We start from the raw sequence: 18,095 nt of genomic DNA on the forward strand, positions 1-18,095 counted from the left end.
CAGGACATTCGAACCGGTGCGGTTCCCCGGCCGGCCGGCGCCGCCGGAACAGGACACGGTGTCCGCCGCGAGTTGTCCGGTGTGTGGTTACCGGACGATCGCGGCTCGCGCGTCTAGCATGGACCCTGCCGTGCGACGTGGCGGCGCCGCATGGTGCATGGGGAAGGACCCGCCCCGAGAACGTGGGGGCGGGTCGCACCATCATCGGCGCGATCGGCCCGCGCTCCGTTTCGGTTGCAGCGCACCGGGTCCCATCCGCAGCGTCGCCGAGGCGACGGTCCGCCACCAGCGCCGCGCCGGATCGGGTTCCTTGCCCGCGCCGAGACGATGCAGCTGATCGGTGTGCCACTGCAGATCGATCACACTGTCGAGGCTGCGCAGATCGCCGAACCGGCCGACCAACCCACGCGCCCCGCCCCAGCGCACCCCCGACGACGGCAAGCGCTCCAGCCCGCGCACCAGCAGCGCCGTCCCCGCGTCGGGGGTCAGGCAGGCGGGCCGTCCCAGCCCGACCACCGCGCAGTCACCGGCCGCCACCGCCTCCGCCATGGCCGCCCTGGTCCGGAACCCGCCGGTGACCGCGATCGGCACCGCCCCCGCGACCGCGCGCACGGTCCGCGCGTAGGCCAGGAAGTAGGCCTCGCGGGCCGCCGTGGACGCGGCGACCGTGCCCATCATCGCCGGCGACTCGTAGGATCCGCCGCTGACCTCGATGAGGTCGACCCCCTCCGCGACCAGCGCCCGGACCACTTCGCGCGACTCGTCCTCGGAGAATCCGCCGCGCTGGAAGTCCGCCGAGTTCAGTTTCACCGCGACGGCGAAGCCCGGGCGCACGGCGGAACGCATCGCCCGCACGATCGCCAGGATGAAGCGTCGCCGCCGGGTCGCGTCGCCGCCCCAGTCGTCCGCGCGCCGGTTGGCCAGCGGCGAGAGGAACTGGCTCACCAGATACCCGTGCGCCGCGTGCAGTTGCACACCGTCGAAGCCGGCGGCCTCGGCGATGCCCGCCGCCGCGCCGAACCGGGCGACGAGGGCCAGGATCTCGGTGTGGGTGAGCGCGCGCGGCCGCACCGCGCCGGGCACCGCGGCCCTGACCGCGCTCGGTGCGACCGGGCGGGAGCGGCCCGCCAGCGAATGCGCCTGTCTGCCAGGATGATTGATCTGCATGAACAGCGGGGTCGTGGTCGGGCGGAAGGTCTGCGCCCAGCGGGTGAGTTCGGGCAGATGCCGGTCGTCGGCGATCGCGACATTGCCCGGCTCGCTGAGGTGCCGGTGGTCGACGGTCACGTTGCCGGTGACCACCAGCCCGAAGCCGCCGTCGCGCCAGCGCGTGTAGAGGGTCTCCAGCCGCCGCGACGGTGCGCCGTCGGCGCGGCCGAGCGTTTCGCTCAGCGCCGATTTCATGAGCCGGTTGGGCAGGGTGACCCCGCAGGGCAGGGTCAACGGATCGTCGAGCCGAGCAGTCACGGCGACACCTCCACTGGGCCGATCGCGGTGCCGCGACCGGGCGCTGTCAGCGCGACCCTAGCAGCCGGATCGGCGGCCCGACAGGCTCGAAGCGGCCGTCCTCACCGGCCGATACCGAGCAGTCCGAGCGCGAATCCGGCGTAGTCGGTGGCGATCTGCTCCGGCGTGGCGGGCCCGTCGAGGCGGAACCACTGGGGCAGCGAGGTGCACATGGTCGCGATGGCGCGGCCCGCGGCCTTGGCGTGCGCGGTCGGCAGGCCCGCCTCGGTGAGCGCGGCATCGATGTCGGCGTCGAGCTGGTATTGCAGTTCGTTGCGGGAGGCCGCGATGCGCCGCCGGTTACCCGGGGTGAGGCTGCGCATCTCGCTGGCGCCGATGAAGGCCAGCTCGCGGCGGTGGGTGTGGAACAGTGCCAGCGCCTCGACCACCGCGACGACGCGGTCGCGTCCGCCGTCCGCCGACGCGCGGGCCGCTCCGACGCGCCAGTGCAGTTCGTCCATGGTCAGGTCGAGCGCCCGGACGAGCAGATCCTGCTTGTCGCGGTAGTGGTGGTAGACGCCGGGCACGCTCATCCCCGCGCGCTGCGCGATCTCGCGCATGGTCGCACCGTGATAGCCGGTCGCGACGAAGGAGTCGATGGCCGCGGCGAGGACGGGATCGATCGCGAGCGGCGGGAATTCCCGCCAGGCCCGCTCCGATCCGGCGTCGACCTGCCAGGGCGTGGACTGGGGTCGGGCGGTGGATTCACCGAGCAGGGCGGCCGTGGTGGTGCCGAGCGCGCCGGCCAGCTCGCGCAGCCGGGTGACCGAGACGCCGGTCCTGCCGTTCTCGATCGCGCTGAGCGTGGCCGCGCTGACCCCGACGCGCCGCGCGGTCTCCCGCAACGACAGTCCCGCCGCGAGCCTGGCTCGCCGTATCCGCGCCCCGAGTCCGGCGCCGTCCGCAGTGTCCACGATGTTCAGAATAACTGAACATCTACCGCTATGGGTAGCGGTCAGTTGACAGCTCAGGGCAATGCATGCGACTGTTCCCCTGTTCAGTACCGAGCGAACGTTCGGCAGTGAGGAGTGAAGTTCCGTGGCGGTAGATCTGTCCCATTCCGACGAGGTGCGCGAGCTCGTCGAGCGCACGAGGGACTTCATTCGCGGTGTCGTCGTCCCGCTCGACGACGCCCACGACGGCGACATCGCCGCGGCAGGCGGCGACGCGCTGCGCCGCGACCTGCAGCAGCAGGCCAAGGCCGCGGGCGTCTTCGCCCCGCACGGCCCCGTCGAGTTCGGTGGTCTGGGACTGGGCATGTCGGATCGGGCCCCGGTCTTCGAGGAAGCCGGATACTCCCTCTTCGGCCCCACCGCGCTGAACATCGCCGCGCCCGACGAGGGCAACGTGCACATGCTCGCCCACATCGCCGATCCCGCACAGCGCGAACAGTTCCTGGCGCCGCTGGCGCGCGGTGACGTGCGCTCGGCCTTCGCGATGACCGAGCCCGCCCCCGGCGCCGGGTCCGACCCCACGGCGCTGCGGACGCGCGCGGTGCGGGCCGAGGGCGGCTGGCGCATCAACGGCCACAAATGGTTCATCACCGGTGCCGACGGCGCCGCGTTCTTCATCATCATGGCCCGCACCTCCGGCGAACCGGGGGAGCGCGGCGGCGCGACGATGTTCCTCGCCCCCGCCGACACGCCGGGTCTGCGGGTGGGCAGGCACATCGATACGATGGACAAGTCGATGCTCGGCGGCCACTGCGAGGTCTTCTTCGACGACCTGCTCGTCCCGGACTCCGCGGTCCTCGGCGAGGTCGACCGCGGCTTCGACTACGCCCAGGTGCGGCTCGGGCCCGCGCGGATGACGCACGTCATGCGCTGGCTCGGCGCCGCCCGCCGCGGCCACGACATGGCGGTGGCCCGGGTGGTCGAACGCGAGGGATTCGGCGCGCGCCTCGCCGATCTCGGCATGATCCAGCAGATGATCGCCGACAACGAGATCGACATCGCCGCCACCAGGGCGCTGCTGACCCGCGCCTGCTGGGAACTCGACCGCGGCGAGCACGCGGCGAACGCCACCTCGATCGCGAAGACCTTCGCCGCCGAGGCGATCGTGCGGATCGTGGACCGCAGCATGCAGATGTGCGGCGGCCTCGGCGTCGCCGCCGACCTGCCGCTGGCGCGCCTCTATCGCGAGGTGCGGCCGTTCCGCATCTACGACGGCCCCTCCGAGGTGCACCGGTGGGCCATCGCCAAGCGCGTGGTGAGCGCGGCCAAGCGGGCACGGAGGGAAGCCGAATGACGCTGCCCGGCATGGATGTTCCCGCCCTCGACCGGTTCCTGCGCGAGAACGGCGTCGATGTGCGCGGCGCGCTGCGGGTGGACTTGATCAGCGGCGGCCGGTCGAATCTGACCTTCGTCGCCACCGACGGGGTCTCGCGGTGGGTCGTGCGCAGGCCACCGGTGGCCGGTCTCACCCCGTCCGCGCACGACATGGCGCGCGAATTCACCGTGACCTCCGCGCTGCGCGATTCGGCGGTGCCGGTCGCGCGGCCGATCGCGTTCGACGCGGACGGCGAGGCGCTGGGCGCGCCGATGACCGTCGTCGACTACGTCGACGGCCGGGTGGTCCGGGATCAGGACGATCTCGCCGCGCTCACCGACGACGAGGTCGCCGCGAGCGCCACCGAACTGGTGGGTGTGCTGGCCCGGTTGCACGCGATCGACCCGGCGGCCGTGCGCCTCGAGCGGTTCGGCAGGCCGGTCGGCTTCGTCGAACGCCAGGTGAATCTGTGGGCGTCGCAATGGGATCGGGTCAAGACGCGCGAGCTGCACGATGTCGCGACCCTGCACGCGGCGCTGGTCGAGTCGATTCCGCGCCGTTCGGCGGCCGCGATCGTGCACGGCGACTTCCGCATCGACAACACGATTCTCGACGCGGCCGATCCCCGCCGGGTGCTGGCCGTCGTCGACTGGGAGATGTCGACCCTCGGTGACCCGCTCACCGATGTCGCGCTGATGTGCGTCTACCGCTCGCCGGTGTTCGACCTGGTCCTCGGCTCGTCGGCCGCCTGGACCAGCGACCGGATGCCGTCCGCGGACACGCTGGCGCAGACCTACGCGCTTGCGGCGGGCCGCGATCTCGACGACTGGGGTTTCTACCTGGCCCTGGCGAACTTCAAACTCGGCGTGATCGGCGAGGGCATCACCCATCGCGCGCTGCGGGGCTCGGACTCGGGCGCGGCGGCCGAACGCGTCGCCGAGGCGACACCGGAATTCATGGCGGCGGGACTGCGCGCACTGGAGGAACGATGACCACGACCAAGACCGCGCTGATCACCGGGGCGTCCCGCGGCATCGGCCTCGGCATCGCGCAGCGCCTCGCCCGGCAGGGCTACGCGCTCACCATCACCGCCCGCGACGCCGCCCGGCTGGACGCGGCCGCCGCCGAGCTGCGTGCCTGCGGCGCCCCCGATGTGCGCACCGTCGCCGCCGACATGGCCGACGCCGACGGCCTCGACCGTGTCCTGGCCGCGCACGCCGACCGATTCGACACGATGTCGGCGCTGATCCTGAACGCGGGCGTCGGCACCGCGTCACCGATCGCGGAGGTGACCACGCGGCGTTTCGACAAGACCGTCGAGGTGAATCTGCGGGCGCCGCTGCACCTGATCCAGGGCGCGCTGCCGATGCTGCGCGCCGCGGCCGTCGCCGACCCGGCGCGCGGGGCGAAGGTCGTCGCGCTGTCCTCCATCACCGGTGTGTACGCCGAGTCGGGGCTGGCCGTCTACGGCGCGACCAAAGCCGCCCTCATCTCCCTGCTCACCACGCTCAACGCCGAGGAATCCGGCAACGGCGTCGCGGCCACCACCATCGCGCCCGGCTATGTCGACACCGACATGAGCGCGTGGATCCACGACCGGATCCCCCCGGAGCGGATGCTCGCGGTGGACGACGTCGTCGAGCTGGTCGACGCCGTCCTGCGGCTGTCGGCGCGCGCGGTGGTGCCGACGATCGTGCTCTCGCGCGCGGGAACCGACGGCTACCGGGCCTGAGCGGGATCAGACCATGCGGCGCAGGGGTTCACTGCGGTAGCGAGCGTTGCCGCCGTCGATCTTCAGCAGCTTCCACAGCGGCCTGGTCACGGAGTTCATCAGCCCGAGTTCGTCGGCCAGCGCGCGCATGTCGCCGAAGAAGCCGCTGAGGATCTTGCGGCTGGTGGGGCTGCGCCAGAACGCGTCGGCGAACACCTCGTCGGGGATGTCGAACTTGCGCGCGAAGGACTTCGGCGGCTTCACCAGCTCGTCGGCGAGCCAGCGCATCGCGATCGGGAACGCGACCGCGCAGACCGCCGTGCTCACCGGGTTCATCCGCGCCAGGTGGGTGCGCAGGAACTCGTTGGCGAAGCTGATGTGACGCGCCTCCTCGGCGATGTGGATCTCCATGATCCGCAGCAGCGTCGGCTGGGTGGCGCTGCCCGAGCGAATCAGCGCCTTCTGGTAGTGGTCGATCGGTTCCTCGCCGCCGAGGATGCCGATGAACAGGATCACCCAGAAGTAGCCGCCCGCCACGCCGATGAACGGGGAGGCGATCCGGAACAGGGGCCGCATGCCGGGGACATCGTCGCCGATGCGGTTCACCAGCTCCTGGAACATCTGGATGTGGTTGCACTCCTCGGTCATCTCGTGGAGGCAGTAGCGGAATTCGGGCGAGCCGTTGGGCAGCGCCATCGCGTACTGCATCATGCCGCGGATGAGGATGGACTCGAACGCCAGCCCGACCTTGGCCGCGTTGGCCTGTCGCCATCGGCCGATCTCGATCTGCCGTTCGAGCGGCAGCTCCTGATACCAGCGCGTGGCGCCGAGCGGATCGAGTTCGGGCGAGAGCACCCAGCGCGGATCGTCACGATCGACGGCGAACTCGGGAGAGTCCCAGTCGATGTCGAGGAAGGGGTCGAACCGGCGGTGCACCGACCCCTCCGACAGGGTCGCGAGGGTGTCGGCGTACGCGGGATTGCTGGTCGCGGTCTTCGAGAACGTCATTGTTTCTCTCCATCGTCACAAGGATCGCCGGTGTGTGGGCGGGGTCCCTGATCTAAATGTAACGCACTGTCTCACATATTTCCAGGGGAGAAACGACAGCGTCCGACCGGCTCAGTCGGCGCGGGGAACGCGCCCGTCGACGTCGGTGAATCCGTACTCCGCGGCCAGGTCGGCGACCTTCCACGCCTTCCCGGCGCGGGCGCCGCGCGCGGGGTCGGCCGCCAGGGCGACGACCGCGCGGCCGGGGAAGCGGGGCGACTCGGCGGCGTCGAGGTCGAAGGTGCCCTCGCCGGGCAGGGTGACCTCACGACGGCCGTGCTCGTCGGCCGGGATCATCTGCAGCAGTTCGGTGTTCACGATGCCGGGCCAGATCGAGACCGCCGTGGCGCCGGTGCCGTCGAGGTCCCGGGCCAGGTCGGCGGTGAGCCGGTCCAGAGCCGTCTTGGCCACGCCGTACACGGCATTGTGCATGTAGCGCTCGGCGCCGGGCGAGGAGACGTTGACGATCAGCCCCGCCGACTCGATCAGCAGCGGCGCCGCGAACACGCTGGCGACATAGTGTGAGCGCACGCCGATGTCGAAGGTCTCGTCCCACGCCTTGGCTGGCACGTCCCAGAACTTGCGGCCGAGCCAGCGCGCGGCGGCAGGGGAGTTGTAGACGTTGTTCACCAGTGCGTCCAGGCGGCCCCGCTCCTCGCGCACCTGGGTGAACAGCTTCTCGACGGCCGCGTCGTCGGTGTGATCGCAGACCACGGCCACCCCGTGCCCGCCGAGGGCGGTGACCTCGGCCGCGGTGTCGTGCACGGTGCCGGGCAGCCGGCCCGCGGCGGTGGTGCGGCCGGTCACGTACACCGTCGCCCCGGCCGCGCCCAGTTCCAGCGCGATGCCTTTGCCGATGCCACGACTGGCGCCGGTGACGACCGCGACCCGGCCGCCGAGAATCTGGGGTGTTCCGCTCATGACCTCCAGACACTACCGTCAAAATAGGAACACGTTCTAGAAATGGGAGACGGTAGTGGAGCTGACCCAACGATTCCTCGACACCGGCGGTGTCCGGATGCACGTCACCGAACGGGGACAGGGCTTTCCGGTGGTGTTCTGCCACGGCTTCCCGCACACCTCGTTCCTCTGGCATCGCCAGCTCGCGGCCGTCGCCGCGGCGGGATACCGGGCCGTGGCGCCCGATCTGCGCGGGTACGGCCGCACCGACGCGCCCGCCGACGTCGCGGCCTACACCAACGAGGCGGTCATCGGTGACCTGCTGGCACTGCTCGACGATCTCGGCGCCGAGCGCGCGGTCTTCGTCGGCCTCGACTTCGGCGCCCAGCTGGTGTGGGAGCTGGCGCTGCGCGAGCCCGGGCGGGTGGCGGCGGCCGCGGTGCTGAACAATCCGTTCTCGCCACGCCCGCCGCGCGCGCCCTCGGAATTCTGGACCAAGGCGGCGCAGCGGCACTTCCTGCACCTGGCCTACTTCCAGGAGCCCGGCGTGGCCGACGCCGAGCTGGCCGCCCGGCCGCGCGAATTCCTCGCCCGCGTCTACTATTCGCTCTCCGGCGACTACCACTACCTCGACACCTGGCAGAACCCGCCGGGGCTCGGCTACCTCGACGTGCTGCCGAAGGCGCCGGACCTGCCGTGGCCGTGGCTCACCGAGGCCGAATTCGACACCGTGGCAACGGAATTCGAACGCACCGGCTTCACCGGCGGGCTGAACTGGTATCGCAATCTGGACCGCAACTGGGCGCTCACCGAGGCGTTGGCCGGGGCGAAGGTCGAGGTGCCGACCTACTTCCTGTACGGCGAGAACGACCCCGACATGGAGGGCTTCAGCGGGCGTGACCCGCTCGCGACCCTGCGCGCCAACGTCACGGATCTGCGTGCGGTGGTGCGGGTTCCGCGGGCGGGGCACCTGGTGCAGCTCGAGCGGACCGATCTCGTCGACGCGTTCCTGCTCGACGCGCTGCGCGATCTGGGGGTGCCTCAGCGCACCCGGTCGTAGCGCACGGCGACCTCACCGAGCGCGCCGACGTCGTGGCGGGCCACCCGCCACGACGACCCCGGCAGGCCGTCGTCGAACAGCCGCGCACCGCCGCCGGCGATCTCGGGGGTGATCAGCAGATGCAGCCGGTCGACGAGGTCGGCGGCCAGCAGATCCTTGATGACGGTGGGGCTGCTGTTGACGAGGATCTCGCCGTCGCCCTCGGCCCGGAGCGCGGCGATCACCTCGGCCGCGGGCGCGTTCACCACGCGGGCGTGCTCCCACGGCGCGACGGCGAGAGTGGTCGACAGGACCACCTTCTCGGTCTCGACCAGCCACTTCGCGTAGGCGCGGTCGCGCGGGTCGGCGGTGTCGTCGGCGGCGACCGTCGGCCAGTACGCGAGGAACCCCTCGGCGTTGCGGCGGCCGAGGACCGCGGTCGTGGCGTTCTCCCAGACCCGGGTCAGGTGGTCGCGGGCGACCTCGGTCGTGGCGTAGCGGACGATCGCGCCGGCGTCGGTGGGGCCGCCGGGGCCGTGGTAGCGGCCGTCGAGGGTGAGGCCGAGGTTGGCGGTGACGAGACGGGTGGTCATGAGCTGTGGTCCTTCCGCTGATCGCGATCGATGGTGTGGACGAGGGTGTCGAGCACCTGCCCCCAGCCGGTCGCGATGCCCGCGACGTAGGGGGCGGCGGCGACGGCGGTGTCGGTGATGGTCAGGTCCACGCGCAGCTGGGTGCCGGCCGCGTGCCGGTCGAGGGTGAGGTCGTAGTGGCCGGTGAACGAGATCGCGCCGGTGGCGTCGAGGACCGAGAGGTCGAACACGAGGTGCGCGGGCTCGTCGGCGAGCACGACCTGGCCGGCCGAGGAGTAGACGTGGCCGTCGGCGTCGCGATAGTCGAGGACGGCTCGGCCGCCGGCGACCGGCTCCAGGGCGCAGGCGGTGACGGTCATCGACGGTGGCGCCCACCACGCGCCGAGCAGATCGGCCTCGACCCAGTACCGCCACACCGTCTCCGGCGTCGCCGCGAGCACGCGCTCGAAGGTGTAGGTGCGCCCGTCGGCCCACCGATCCTGTTCGGCGGCAAGGGTTTCGGCCTCGATGGCCGCGCGGTACCGCTCAACCACGTCGCGTTCGTCGGCATGCGCGGCGACGGTGTCCAGCAGCTCGTGCAGCCGGTCGCGGAGCACTCGCAGCGGCGCGGCTTCCAGTGCATAGACCCGGCGCTGCCCGAGGGGGAACACCGTGACCAGCTCGGCCTTGGCGAGGGTCTGTAGGTGTTTGGTGGTCTGCGGCTGACGCAGACCGGTGAGCTCGGCGAGTTCGCCGACCGAACGCGGGCGTTCGGCGAGGAGTTCGACGATGCGCCACCGTGCGGCGTCACCGAGCGCTGTTGCTGTGGCTTCCACCTGCTGAAGTATTCCTGACAGAGAATATTCCAGTCAAGGAATATTTCGAGCATCCGCGTGGCCAGGCACTTCGGTGCTGTGCCATGCTCGAAACGCGCAGAAGTGAAGGAGTGTGCCGTGCCGATCCGGGGTGTGCTGTTCGATGTCGACGACACGTTGTTCGACTACTCGGCCTCCGACGCGGCGGGCCTGCTCGCGCAGTTGGGCCAGGACGGGATGCTGGATCGGTTCCCCGACCCCGCCGCCGCGGTCGAGCTGTGGAGCGGGATCACCGAGACCGAATACCCCCGGTTCGTTCGCGGCGAGCTGAGCTTCACCGGCCAGCGGCTGGCCAGGGCGCGCGCCTTCCTGTCCCACGTGTGGCGCACCGACCCCGCCGACATCCCCGAGGCCGACGCCATCGCCTGGTTCGACGGCTACACCGCGCACCGTCGCGCGGCCTGGGCGGCCTTCCCCGACGCCGCGCCGCTGCTGGCGACCCTGGCGCCCGCGTTCCGGCTCGGCATCGTCTCGAACGCGGCCGTGCCGCCGCAGCGGCGCAAGCTCGAGGCCGTCGGTCTGCTGTCCTATTTCGGGGACCGGGTGGTGTGCAGCGAGGAGCACGGCGCGGGGAAGCCGGAGGCGAGCATCTTCCACGCCGGATGCGCGCTGCTGGAACTCGATCCGGGCGAGGTCGCCTATGTCGGCGACCGGTACACCGTCGACGCGCTCGGTGCCCACGACGCCGGTCTGCACGCCTGCTGGCTCGATCGCGCGAATCTGCGGGCCGGGACCGACGTCCGGCCCGGCGTGCACGTCATCGGGTCACTGGCCGAGCTGCCCGGCACCTTCCCCGGCCACCGAATTCCCGTCGCGTAGTTCGGATTCCAGCATCGCGGTGATCCGGTCCAGCAGGGCCTCCAATCGCGCCGGGATCCCGGCGCCGTTGCGCGCCGACACCGTGAGCTCGGTGTGCCCGTCGAACTCGGTGAGCCCGAACAGCAGCGGCATCGCGACGCTGTGCTGCGGCAACACGAACAACCCCGTGGGCCGGAAGCCGGGCACCGCGAGTTCGTCGGCGCCGCTGCGGCCCATGTGGGACACGGTGGCCGAGGCCAGGTTCCGGCCGAAGCGCGCGCCCAGCCAGTTGGTCGTGTGCAGAATGCCCCGGTTGACCGCGTCGGGGACCAGCGTGATCCGGGTGTTCGCCAGCTGATTCAGTTCGAGGTCGGCCCCGAGCCCGGCCTTGATGCGGTCCTTGACCTCGGTCCAGTCCTGGCCGGGGGACAGATCGAGGAACAGCGGCAGCGCGAGATTGGCGGTCGAGCGCAGCGCGGGATCGTGCCTGCGCAGGTCGACCGGCATCATGATCCGCGAGGTGCCCGGAGTCTCGGCGGCCAGCAGCGCGCAGACCCGCGCGAGCGCGCCCGGTCCGGCCGCCTCGATCTGCCGGTGCCGCAACAGATGCCGGGGCGCGCCCCGCCGCTGCCTGCCCGCGCCGACCGCGCTGCGGTAGCGGGGCACCATCGGCGTCGGTTTGCCGGGGGCGCCGAGCCGCCCCACCAGTTCCTGGTCGGCGATCGGGTCCCGCTGGGGGACCGGATCCTCCCCGCGCAGGGCGCGCAGGACATTGGTCGCCCACAGCACCATGCCCATGCCGTCCATCACACCGTGGAAGACCCGGAAGACCAGCGTCACCGGTGCCGCCGTGAGCAGCAGCACCTCCACGGTGGCCTCCGCGGTGGGACCGATCGGGCTGGTGAGCACGGGATCGGTCTCGAGTTCCGGCGCCCACAGGACGTGTCCCGGCACCACCCGGACCGCGGGCGCGATGCCGCTGTCGACCCAGTCCGTACCGCGCCGCACCAGCCGGGCGCCCGGGGTGACTGCCGCCGCGGTGGCCACCGCCCGGCGCAACCGCTCCGGGTCGATCTCCCCCTCGCCGGGAATCACCAGCTGCATGAGAAAGGGCGGCGCGAGGTCCCGCATGGGGAAGTACATGCGCTCGGTGGTCGAGATCGGTCGACGGAAGACGCTGCCGCCGTTCATGTTTGCCTCCGGATGATCGGTCGGTGACTACCGCAGGCCCGCGGTGAGCGACTCGACGCCCCCGCTCGCCTCGAGCCAGGTCAGGAATTCGGCGAGCCCGGTGTCGCGGTCGGTCGCCGGCGTGTAGCCGAGATCGCGCCGCGCGGCGGCCGTGTCGTAGGTGGCGCTGCGGGTCATCAGGGCGACGGCGTAGCGCGACAGCGGCGGTGACCAGCGCGTCGCCACGGCCGGAATCCGCCACACCGTCTCGATCGCGGCGACCACGGCGGCGAGCACGCGCGGATTCGGCCGCCGGGTGGGCGGCTGGTACCCGAGCCGGGTGGCGACCTCGCCGAGGAAACCCCAGACGTCGGTCCGCTCGGCGTCGGCGATGAAGTACGGCTTCCCGCCGACGGTCGTCGCGGTCAGCGCCAGCTCACACGCGCGCACGATGTTGTCGACATGGCACAGCGAGGCCAGCACCGTCCGCCCCGCCGACAGGTCGGGCAGTCGGCCCGCCGCCGTCCGGCCCAGCAGCCGCACGATGGGGCCCGAGCGGTCGCCCGCGCCCCAGATGGCGCGCGGGCGCAGCGCGACCGTGGTGAACTCCGGGGTGTTCGCCGCGAGGACCGCGCGCTCGGCGGCGGCCTTGGTCTCGGAGTAGTGGTTGAGATACCGGCGCGGATACGGCAGCGACTCGTCGACGTCGAGCTGATCGCCGCCGTCGCGGTCCATCAGGGCGCTGGGGCTGGAGACGAACACGAAGCGGCTCGCCCCGCCCCGCCGCGCGGCGGTGAGCAATTCCTCGGTGGCACGCACGTTCTCGAGCCAGAAGCGGGCCCTGGTGCCCCGTTCGTCGACCCGCGCCGCACTGTGGATCACCACGTCGACGCCCTCGGCGGCATCGCGCAGCGACGCCGGGTCGGCGAGATCGCCGTACACCAGCCGCACCCGCTCGCGCGCGGCGCCGAGATCGGCGAGCACGCTGGTGGGCCGCACCAGGATCGACACCTCGTGGGTCCCCTCGGCGACCAGGGCGCGCGTGATGGCGCCGCCGAGGAAGCCGGACGCGCCGGTGACCAGCACCCTCATCGCTTCGCCTCTCCCTGTTTCGCCGCCCAGCGGGCGAGCTGCTCGCGCCCGATCTTGGCGTTGTGCCGGATGTCCACCGGGAACCGAGGATGCACCAGGAACTCCGTGATCGGCTCGACGGTCTCGAATTCGGTCGCACGGGTGCGCAACCGGGTCAGCGTCGCGGTGCGGTCGGCGCCAGGCTCCAGTTCGACACACAGCACGGGTCGCTGCGCGCCGGGCGATCCGACGCCGACCAGCGCGCTGCGCGCGACCCCGTCCACCGCGTTGAACACCTGCTCGACCTGCACGGTGAACATCGGCCCCCGCGCGGTGCGCACGCGCTGACTCTTGCGCCCGCAGAACCAGATCCGGCCCTGCTCGTCGATCCAGCCGAGATCGCCGGTGCGGTGCCAGATCCGGTCGCCGTCGGCGATCTTGCCCGCCGCGTTCGCCGACGCGGGCCAGTAGTAGCGGGTGCTGACATTCGGTCCGGCGACCACGATCTCACCGACGGCGCCGGGACCGCGGGGGCTCTCGACGCCGTCCCAGCTGGGGACCGGGTCGTCGGTGACGGCGAGCAGCCGCACCTCCACCCGGTCGGCCGGGCGGCCGATGCAGGTTCCCTCGCCCCGCCTGGCCCGCTCGACCAGACCGTCGAGCAGTTCGCGGGATTCGATGGTCGACATGGGCAGCGCTTCGGTGGAGCCGTAACCCGCGTAGATCTCGGCCTCGGGCCCGAGCACCTCCCGCAGCCCCGCCACGCACCAGTCGGGGACCGGCGCGCCGCCGGAGAAGACGCTGGCGACCGTACTCAGCTCGACCGGGTGAGCCCGCAGGTGCGCCAGCAGCGGAATGAGGACGGCGGGCGAGGCGAACAGGGTCCGCACCCCGAACGTCCGGATCGCGTCGACCACCTGCGCGGGATCGGTGGACCCGACCTTGCTCGGGATCAGCGGCGGGAGCACACAGCGCGACCCGAGCAGCAGATCGAGCACGCCCACCAGCGGCAGGGTGATCAGTGAGGTGTCCGGCGGTGTGTTCCCCCGGGCCGCGTGCACCTGCTCCACCATCGCGGCGAGGTTGCTGTGGGTCAGCTCGACCGCCTTGGCCGGGCCGGTGCTGCCGGTGGTGAAGCCAATGATCAGCAGGTCCTCGGGGGCGGCGGGCACCCGCTCCGGCAGCGGGCCCGCGGGCGTGCGGCCCCAGTCCCCCAGGGTCGGGCCGCGCCAGAACCAGCGCCGCCCGACGGTCAGAGTGGTGCGCACCCGACGGAAGCTGCGCGCGAACAGCACCCGCACGGCGTGGGCCTGCGGGATGCCGATGAACGCCTCGGCCTCGACGGCGCGCAGGCAGTGCACCATCCGACGCACGCCCATGCCCGGGTCGATCACCACCGGCACCGCGCCGATCTTCAACAGCCCGAACAGGATCGCGTACAGCTCCGGGCTCGGCAGCACCAGCACGATCGTGCGGGTCCCGCTGCCGACGCCGGCCGCGGTGAGCCGCTCGGCGATGGTGTCCGACCAGCGATCCAGCTCGCGGTAGGTGATCCGCCGGTAGTCCGGCGTCCCGGCGGCGGTCGTGCCGTCGGGGTAGATCACCGCGGCGCGGTCCGGTTCGGCGGCGGCGAAGCGGCGGAAGGCGTCGATGGGCTGCCAGTACGTCGCGGTACTCACGCGCGCGGCTCCGCGGGGAGGCGGTAGAGCGCGGCGGCCGCCGACGGTCCGGCGCCCGCCGCGACGAACAGCACATGGGTGCGTCCGGCGAGCGAGCCCTCGGCGAGCGCACGATCGTAGGCCAGCGGCAGCGCGGCGGTGTGCGGATCACCGTCGGTCAGGTCGGGGACGCGCACCGCGTGCTGGTCGATGCCGAGCGCGTCGGCGAGCCGCTTCGGGAAATGCGGTGTCGGTGTCGACGCGATCAACGCCAGATCGGCCACCGCGACGGGAGTTTCGTCGAGCGCCGTGCGGGCGACCTCGGTGGCGACGCTCAGGATCCGGTCCTCGAAATCGTCGTCACGCTCGACGGTCATCAGGCCGCGGCCGACCGTGCCCATGGTCGCGACGTCCACGTAGGCCAGTTCCGCGGGGCTGCCCGACGAGCGGGTGATGTGCACCGGACCGAAGCCTTCCTGCCCGTCGACCTGGTCGAGCAGCAGCGCGGCACCCGCCGTGGCGTAAGGGAATTCGGCATCCGCCGCCGAACGGGTGAGCGAGGGATGGGTGTCGCCCGCGACGATCAGCACGTGCTCGGTGCCACCGGCGCGCAGCACCGAGGCGGCGACCTGGACGGCGTTGAGCACACCCACCGCGCCGTTCATGAGATCGAAGGAGAAGGTGCGCCGATCGTTCCGGGTGTAGTCGAGCCCGATGCCCGCCGCCTTCTGGATCAGCGCCGCGACCGCGGGCTCCATGGTGTTCGCGTCGCGGAAGATGCCGGTGTTGATCAGCACGCCCACCTGGTCGGGCCGAATACCGGCCCGCCGCACGGCTTCTCGCGCGGCACGACCGCTGAGCTCGACGATGCTGTTGCTCTCGGCGCCCGCGCCGGTGCCGGTTGCTCGGATACACACGCCCATGACGAAACCTCAGACCTTCAGCGAAGAGATGGTGGTGGACAGGAATCCCGCGACGACGCCCGAGGCGGCGGGAACCATCAGCAGTTTCGAACCCGCCGCGATGTTGTCCTCGGCGAGCTGATCGTGCAGCACGATGAAATGCGACGTGGTCGAGGTGTTTCCGTACTTCTCGATCACGTTCAGGTCCGGCGGCATCGGCGTGCCGAACTCGCGGGCGGCGACGCCGTTGATGTACGGCACGGCCGCGGCGCCGAACTGGTGGTGGATGATGTAGTCGAAGTTCTCCTCGGCGAAGCCGGCCCCGCGCTCTTCGAGGAAGTCGCGCTGGGCGTCCGGCCACAGCAGGAACCGGTCCTCGTTGTGCATCTTGCGGTTGTCGGTGTACAGGGCGATGCCGGCGGATTTGTCGCTCGGCATGCCGAGGCACAGGTGCGAATGCTCGGCGGCGGTGAACAATTCGACGTAGTGGATCTTGTCGGCGTCGTCGGTGGCCTGATCCAGGACGACCGCGCAGCCCGAGTCGCCCACCGACAGCGACGCGAACTGCAGGTCGTACTTCTCCGAGATCTCCTCGACGGCGGTCTCGGCGATCGGCGTGATCGCCTCACCGCTGACCACCATGCCGTTGCGGACCACACCGTCCCGGATCATCCGGTCGAGGAGGTAGGTGCCGGTGAGCATGCCCGCGCAGGCGTTGGACACGTCGAAGGTGATCGCGTGCTCGGCGCCGAGGGCGCCCGCGATCGTCGAGGCGAAGGAGGGCTCCAGGTACATGCGGGTGCCCTGATTGCTGCGGGTGATCGAACAGGAGATGATCACGTCCAGTTCGGCGGCGCCGTACCGCGACCGCGACAGGCAGTCCCGCGCCGCGGCCATGGCCAGTGCGAAGGAATCCTCGACGCTGCCGGGGCGGGTGTCGCGGAACCGGCGCTCCTTGATCCCGGTGATCTTCTCCAGATCGAACGAGGGCGGAACTTTCAATCGCGAAATCAATTCCGCGGTGGAGACGATATTCGACGGAAGATATGCGCCGAGGGACTCGAAACGCGAATGCAACACGTGAACTCCTGAAAACGTCGGACGGACGCGGCGACGTCACTGGCGACCGGTGATGCCGGTGGACGTTACCGGAGAGTAGGAGTGCGCCGGTTGTGGTGAAAGTCGCTCGCGCACCGCGACTTCTGTGCGTCTTCACAACGATGTGCCATGATTCGGACGGCAGAGCTAATCGCGGGATGTCGGCGTGGACGGGCGGTTTGCTGAGTGGTGTGACGATGCGGCAATCTCATAGCTACCAGGTGGATCGCAGTCGGCCGCCCGCGCGGGGTACCCGGGATGGCGGCTTCGGCGTGAGGGACGTCACGGGACCGGGATCGCGCGAATTTCTGTCGAATTCGGCACGGGTTGTTTTGCGAGACAAACGATCCAGGAGAATTTCGTCGCGGTGAATGATCAGCCGGGCGTGAGGCCGGCCAGCCGCGCCAGCCGCTCGTGCGATTCCCGGCGGGCCGTGCGGTCGAAAGTGCTCGTGTGGACCAGGATCTCGTCGGCGCCGGTCCGGGTGATCACCTCCTCCACCGCTTCGGCCACGTCGTCCTCGGTGCCGTGGATCTGGCCGCCGAGCGCCTCGGTGAACAGCTCGCGTTCGCGCGCCGTCATCCGCATCGCCTCGACGTCCCCGGGCGGGATCAGCGCCGGGAATTCGCCGCGCGTGCGCGAGTGGACGCTCGCCCAGGCCTCGGGCAGCAGCAGCCGGTGGGCCTGTTCGGCCGAATCGGCGATCATGATCGAGGCCGACACCACGACATAGGGCGCCTCGGCCCGCGCGGACGGCCGGAACTCGGCCCGGTAGCGCTCGATCGCCCGCGTCATCGTGTCCAAGCCGCCGACGGGCGCGATCACCAGCGGCAGCCCGAATCGCGCCGCCCGCTCGGCGCCCGCGCCGGTCGCCAGGAGAAAGGCCGGGATCTTCGCGCCCTCGGCGGACTCGGCGTGCACGCCGGCGCGGCCGCCGTCGAAATAGTCGAGCAGCTCGGCGAGGTTCGCGTCGAAGTCCTCGGCGTCGGCGAGCCCGTGCGCCAGCGCTCGCCGCACACCGTCGGTGAAACCCACCGAGCGGCCGAGGCCCATATCGATGCGGCCGGGGAAGAGCGCGCCGAGCACGCCGAACTGCTCGGCGACGACCAGCGGCCGGTGATTGGGCAGCATCACCCCGCCGGTGCCCACCCTGATCCGGGTGGTCGCCGCGGCCACCGCGGCCGCCAGGACAGTGGGACTCGTCCCGGCGACCCCGGGCACGCTATGGTGCTCGGCGACCCAGAATCGGTGAAATCCCCACCGCTGCGCGAGAATCGCGAAATCGACGGTCTCGCGCAGCGCGTCGGCAGCGGACTGCCCACGCCGTACGCGCGAGCGATCCAGGATCGAGAAGCGGACCGAAGCCGGTGTCGGGGTCATATCCGTACCAACACCGCGGACGCCGCAGGATTCCGCACCAACCCTGGACCAACCTTGGACCAACCTTGTCCACCCATAGTGTCTGGCGAACACGACCAGT

17 protein-coding genes are annotated in these 18,095 nt (G+C 71.2%); 5 read left to right on the top strand and 12 right to left on the bottom strand.

Going from position 1 to position 18,095, the window contains the following annotated elements; all coding sequences use genetic code 11:
• Window positions 1–201: 201 nt before the first annotated feature.
• The gene (locus DFR69_RS29415; protein WP_208644069.1) at window positions 202–1,467 is read right to left on the bottom strand and encodes an oxidoreductase; all 1,266 of its coding nucleotides are present in this window, start codon (window positions 1,465–1,467) and stop codon (window positions 202–204) included.
• A 101-nt stretch (window positions 1,468–1,568) separates the two neighbouring features.
• Window positions 1,569–2,420 carry a TetR-type transcription factor C-terminal domain-containing protein gene (locus DFR69_RS29420; RefSeq protein ID WP_244198523.1) on the bottom strand — a complete coding sequence of 284 codons (852 nt, stop codon included), beginning with the start codon at window positions 2,418–2,420 and terminating at the stop codon, window positions 1,569–1,571.
• Window positions 2,421–2,544: 124 nt separating this feature from the next.
• Here DFR69_RS29420 and DFR69_RS29425 point away from each other — a divergent pair, with 124 nt between their 5' ends.
• From DFR69_RS29425 to DFR69_RS29435, 3 genes are read left to right on the top strand one after another with little or no spacing between them, the layout of a single operon-like run.
• Window positions 2,545–3,753: an acyl-CoA dehydrogenase family protein gene (locus DFR69_RS29425; protein WP_110040929.1), complete on the top strand. Its 1,209-nt coding sequence runs from the start codon at window positions 2,545–2,547 to the stop codon at window positions 3,751–3,753.
• A gap of 11 nt (window positions 3,754–3,764) precedes the next feature.
• On the top strand, window positions 3,765–4,766 hold the full coding sequence (locus DFR69_RS29430; RefSeq protein WP_186817460.1) for a phosphotransferase family protein: 1,002 nt from the start codon (window positions 3,765–3,767) through the stop codon (window positions 4,764–4,766).
• The gene (locus tag DFR69_RS29435; protein WP_110040931.1) at window positions 4,763–5,506 is read left to right on the top strand and encodes an SDR family NAD(P)-dependent oxidoreductase; all 744 of its coding nucleotides are present in this window, start codon (window positions 4,763–4,765) and stop codon (window positions 5,504–5,506) included. The genes DFR69_RS29430 and DFR69_RS29435 overlap by 4 nt, the downstream gene beginning before the upstream one ends.
• Window positions 5,507–5,512: 6 nt before the next feature.
• Here DFR69_RS29435 and DFR69_RS29440 read toward each other — a convergent pair whose 3' ends face one another.
• Entirely contained in the window at window positions 5,513–6,493 is a 981-nt protein-coding gene (locus DFR69_RS29440; RefSeq protein WP_110040932.1) for an AurF N-oxygenase family protein, read from the bottom strand.
• 111 nt (window positions 6,494–6,604) lie between these two features.
• Window positions 6,605–7,453: an SDR family NAD(P)-dependent oxidoreductase gene (locus DFR69_RS29445; protein WP_110040933.1), complete on the bottom strand. Its 849-nt coding sequence runs from the start codon at window positions 7,451–7,453 to the stop codon at window positions 6,605–6,607.
• Between the two features lie 55 nt (window positions 7,454–7,508).
• On the opposite strand from DFR69_RS29445, the gene DFR69_RS29450 reads away from it, so the two are divergent.
• Window positions 7,509–8,492 (top strand): alpha/beta fold hydrolase, encoded by a 984-nt coding sequence (locus DFR69_RS29450; protein ID WP_110040934.1) that lies wholly within the window; start codon window positions 7,509–7,511, stop codon window positions 8,490–8,492.
• On the opposite strand, the gene DFR69_RS29455 is transcribed toward DFR69_RS29450, so the two are convergent.
• Both DFR69_RS29455 and DFR69_RS29460 read right to left on the bottom strand, forming a co-directional pair.
• Window positions 8,474–9,064: a dihydrofolate reductase family protein gene (locus tag DFR69_RS29455; RefSeq protein WP_110040935.1), complete on the bottom strand. Its 591-nt coding sequence runs from the start codon at window positions 9,062–9,064 to the stop codon at window positions 8,474–8,476. The two genes, DFR69_RS29450 and DFR69_RS29455, sit on opposite strands and share 19 nt — an antisense overlap.
• Complete coding sequence (locus DFR69_RS29460) at window positions 9,061–9,879, bottom strand: metalloregulator ArsR/SmtB family transcription factor (protein ID WP_110040936.1); 819 nt, start codon at window positions 9,877–9,879, stop codon at window positions 9,061–9,063. The genes DFR69_RS29455 and DFR69_RS29460 overlap by 4 nt, the downstream gene beginning before the upstream one ends.
• A 117-nt stretch (window positions 9,880–9,996) precedes the next feature.
• Between DFR69_RS29460 and DFR69_RS29465 the strand changes: the two genes are divergently transcribed.
• Window positions 9,997–10,737 carry an HAD family hydrolase gene (locus DFR69_RS29465; RefSeq protein WP_110041057.1) on the top strand — a complete coding sequence of 247 codons (741 nt, stop codon included), beginning with the start codon at window positions 9,997–9,999 and terminating at the stop codon, window positions 10,735–10,737.
• Here the strand turns inward: DFR69_RS29465 and DFR69_RS29470 are convergent.
• The 6 genes from DFR69_RS29470 to DFR69_RS29495 all read right to left on the bottom strand — a co-directional run bounded on the left by DFR69_RS29470 (window position 10,684) and on the right by DFR69_RS29495 (window position 17,995).
• Window positions 10,684–11,907: a peptide synthetase gene (locus tag DFR69_RS29470; RefSeq protein WP_110040937.1), complete on the bottom strand. Its 1,224-nt coding sequence runs from the start codon at window positions 11,905–11,907 to the stop codon at window positions 10,684–10,686. The two genes, DFR69_RS29465 and DFR69_RS29470, sit on opposite strands and share 54 nt — an antisense overlap.
• 27 nt (window positions 11,908–11,934) lie before the next feature.
• The gene (locus DFR69_RS29475; RefSeq protein ID WP_110040938.1) at window positions 11,935–12,978 is read right to left on the bottom strand and encodes an NAD-dependent epimerase/dehydratase family protein; all 1,044 of its coding nucleotides are present in this window, start codon (window positions 12,976–12,978) and stop codon (window positions 11,935–11,937) included.
• Window positions 12,975–14,636, bottom strand: a complete 1,662-nt coding sequence (locus DFR69_RS29480) for a fatty acid CoA ligase family protein (protein WP_110040939.1) — start codon at window positions 14,634–14,636, stop codon at window positions 12,975–12,977. The genes DFR69_RS29475 and DFR69_RS29480 overlap by 4 nt, the downstream gene beginning before the upstream one ends.
• A complete protein-coding gene (locus DFR69_RS29485) occupies window positions 14,633–15,538 on the bottom strand; it encodes a beta-ketoacyl-[acyl-carrier-protein] synthase family protein (protein ID WP_110040940.1) in 906 nt (301 codons plus the stop codon). Before DFR69_RS29485 ends, DFR69_RS29480 begins: the two co-directional genes overlap by 4 nt.
• Window positions 15,539–15,547: 9 nt before the next feature.
• On the bottom strand, window positions 15,548–16,597 hold the full coding sequence (locus DFR69_RS29490) for a 3-oxoacyl-ACP synthase III family protein (RefSeq protein ID WP_110040941.1): 1,050 nt from the start codon (window positions 16,595–16,597) through the stop codon (window positions 15,548–15,550).
• Between the two features lie 393 nt (window positions 16,598–16,990).
• On the bottom strand, window positions 16,991–17,995 hold the full coding sequence (locus DFR69_RS29495) for an LLM class flavin-dependent oxidoreductase (RefSeq protein WP_110040942.1): 1,005 nt from the start codon (window positions 17,993–17,995) through the stop codon (window positions 16,991–16,993).
• Window positions 17,996–18,095 lie beyond the last annotated feature (100 nt).

Source organism: Nocardia neocaledoniensis, assembly GCF_003182135.1.
GTDB lineage: Bacteria > Actinomycetota > Actinomycetes > Mycobacteriales > Mycobacteriaceae > Nocardia > Nocardia neocaledoniensis.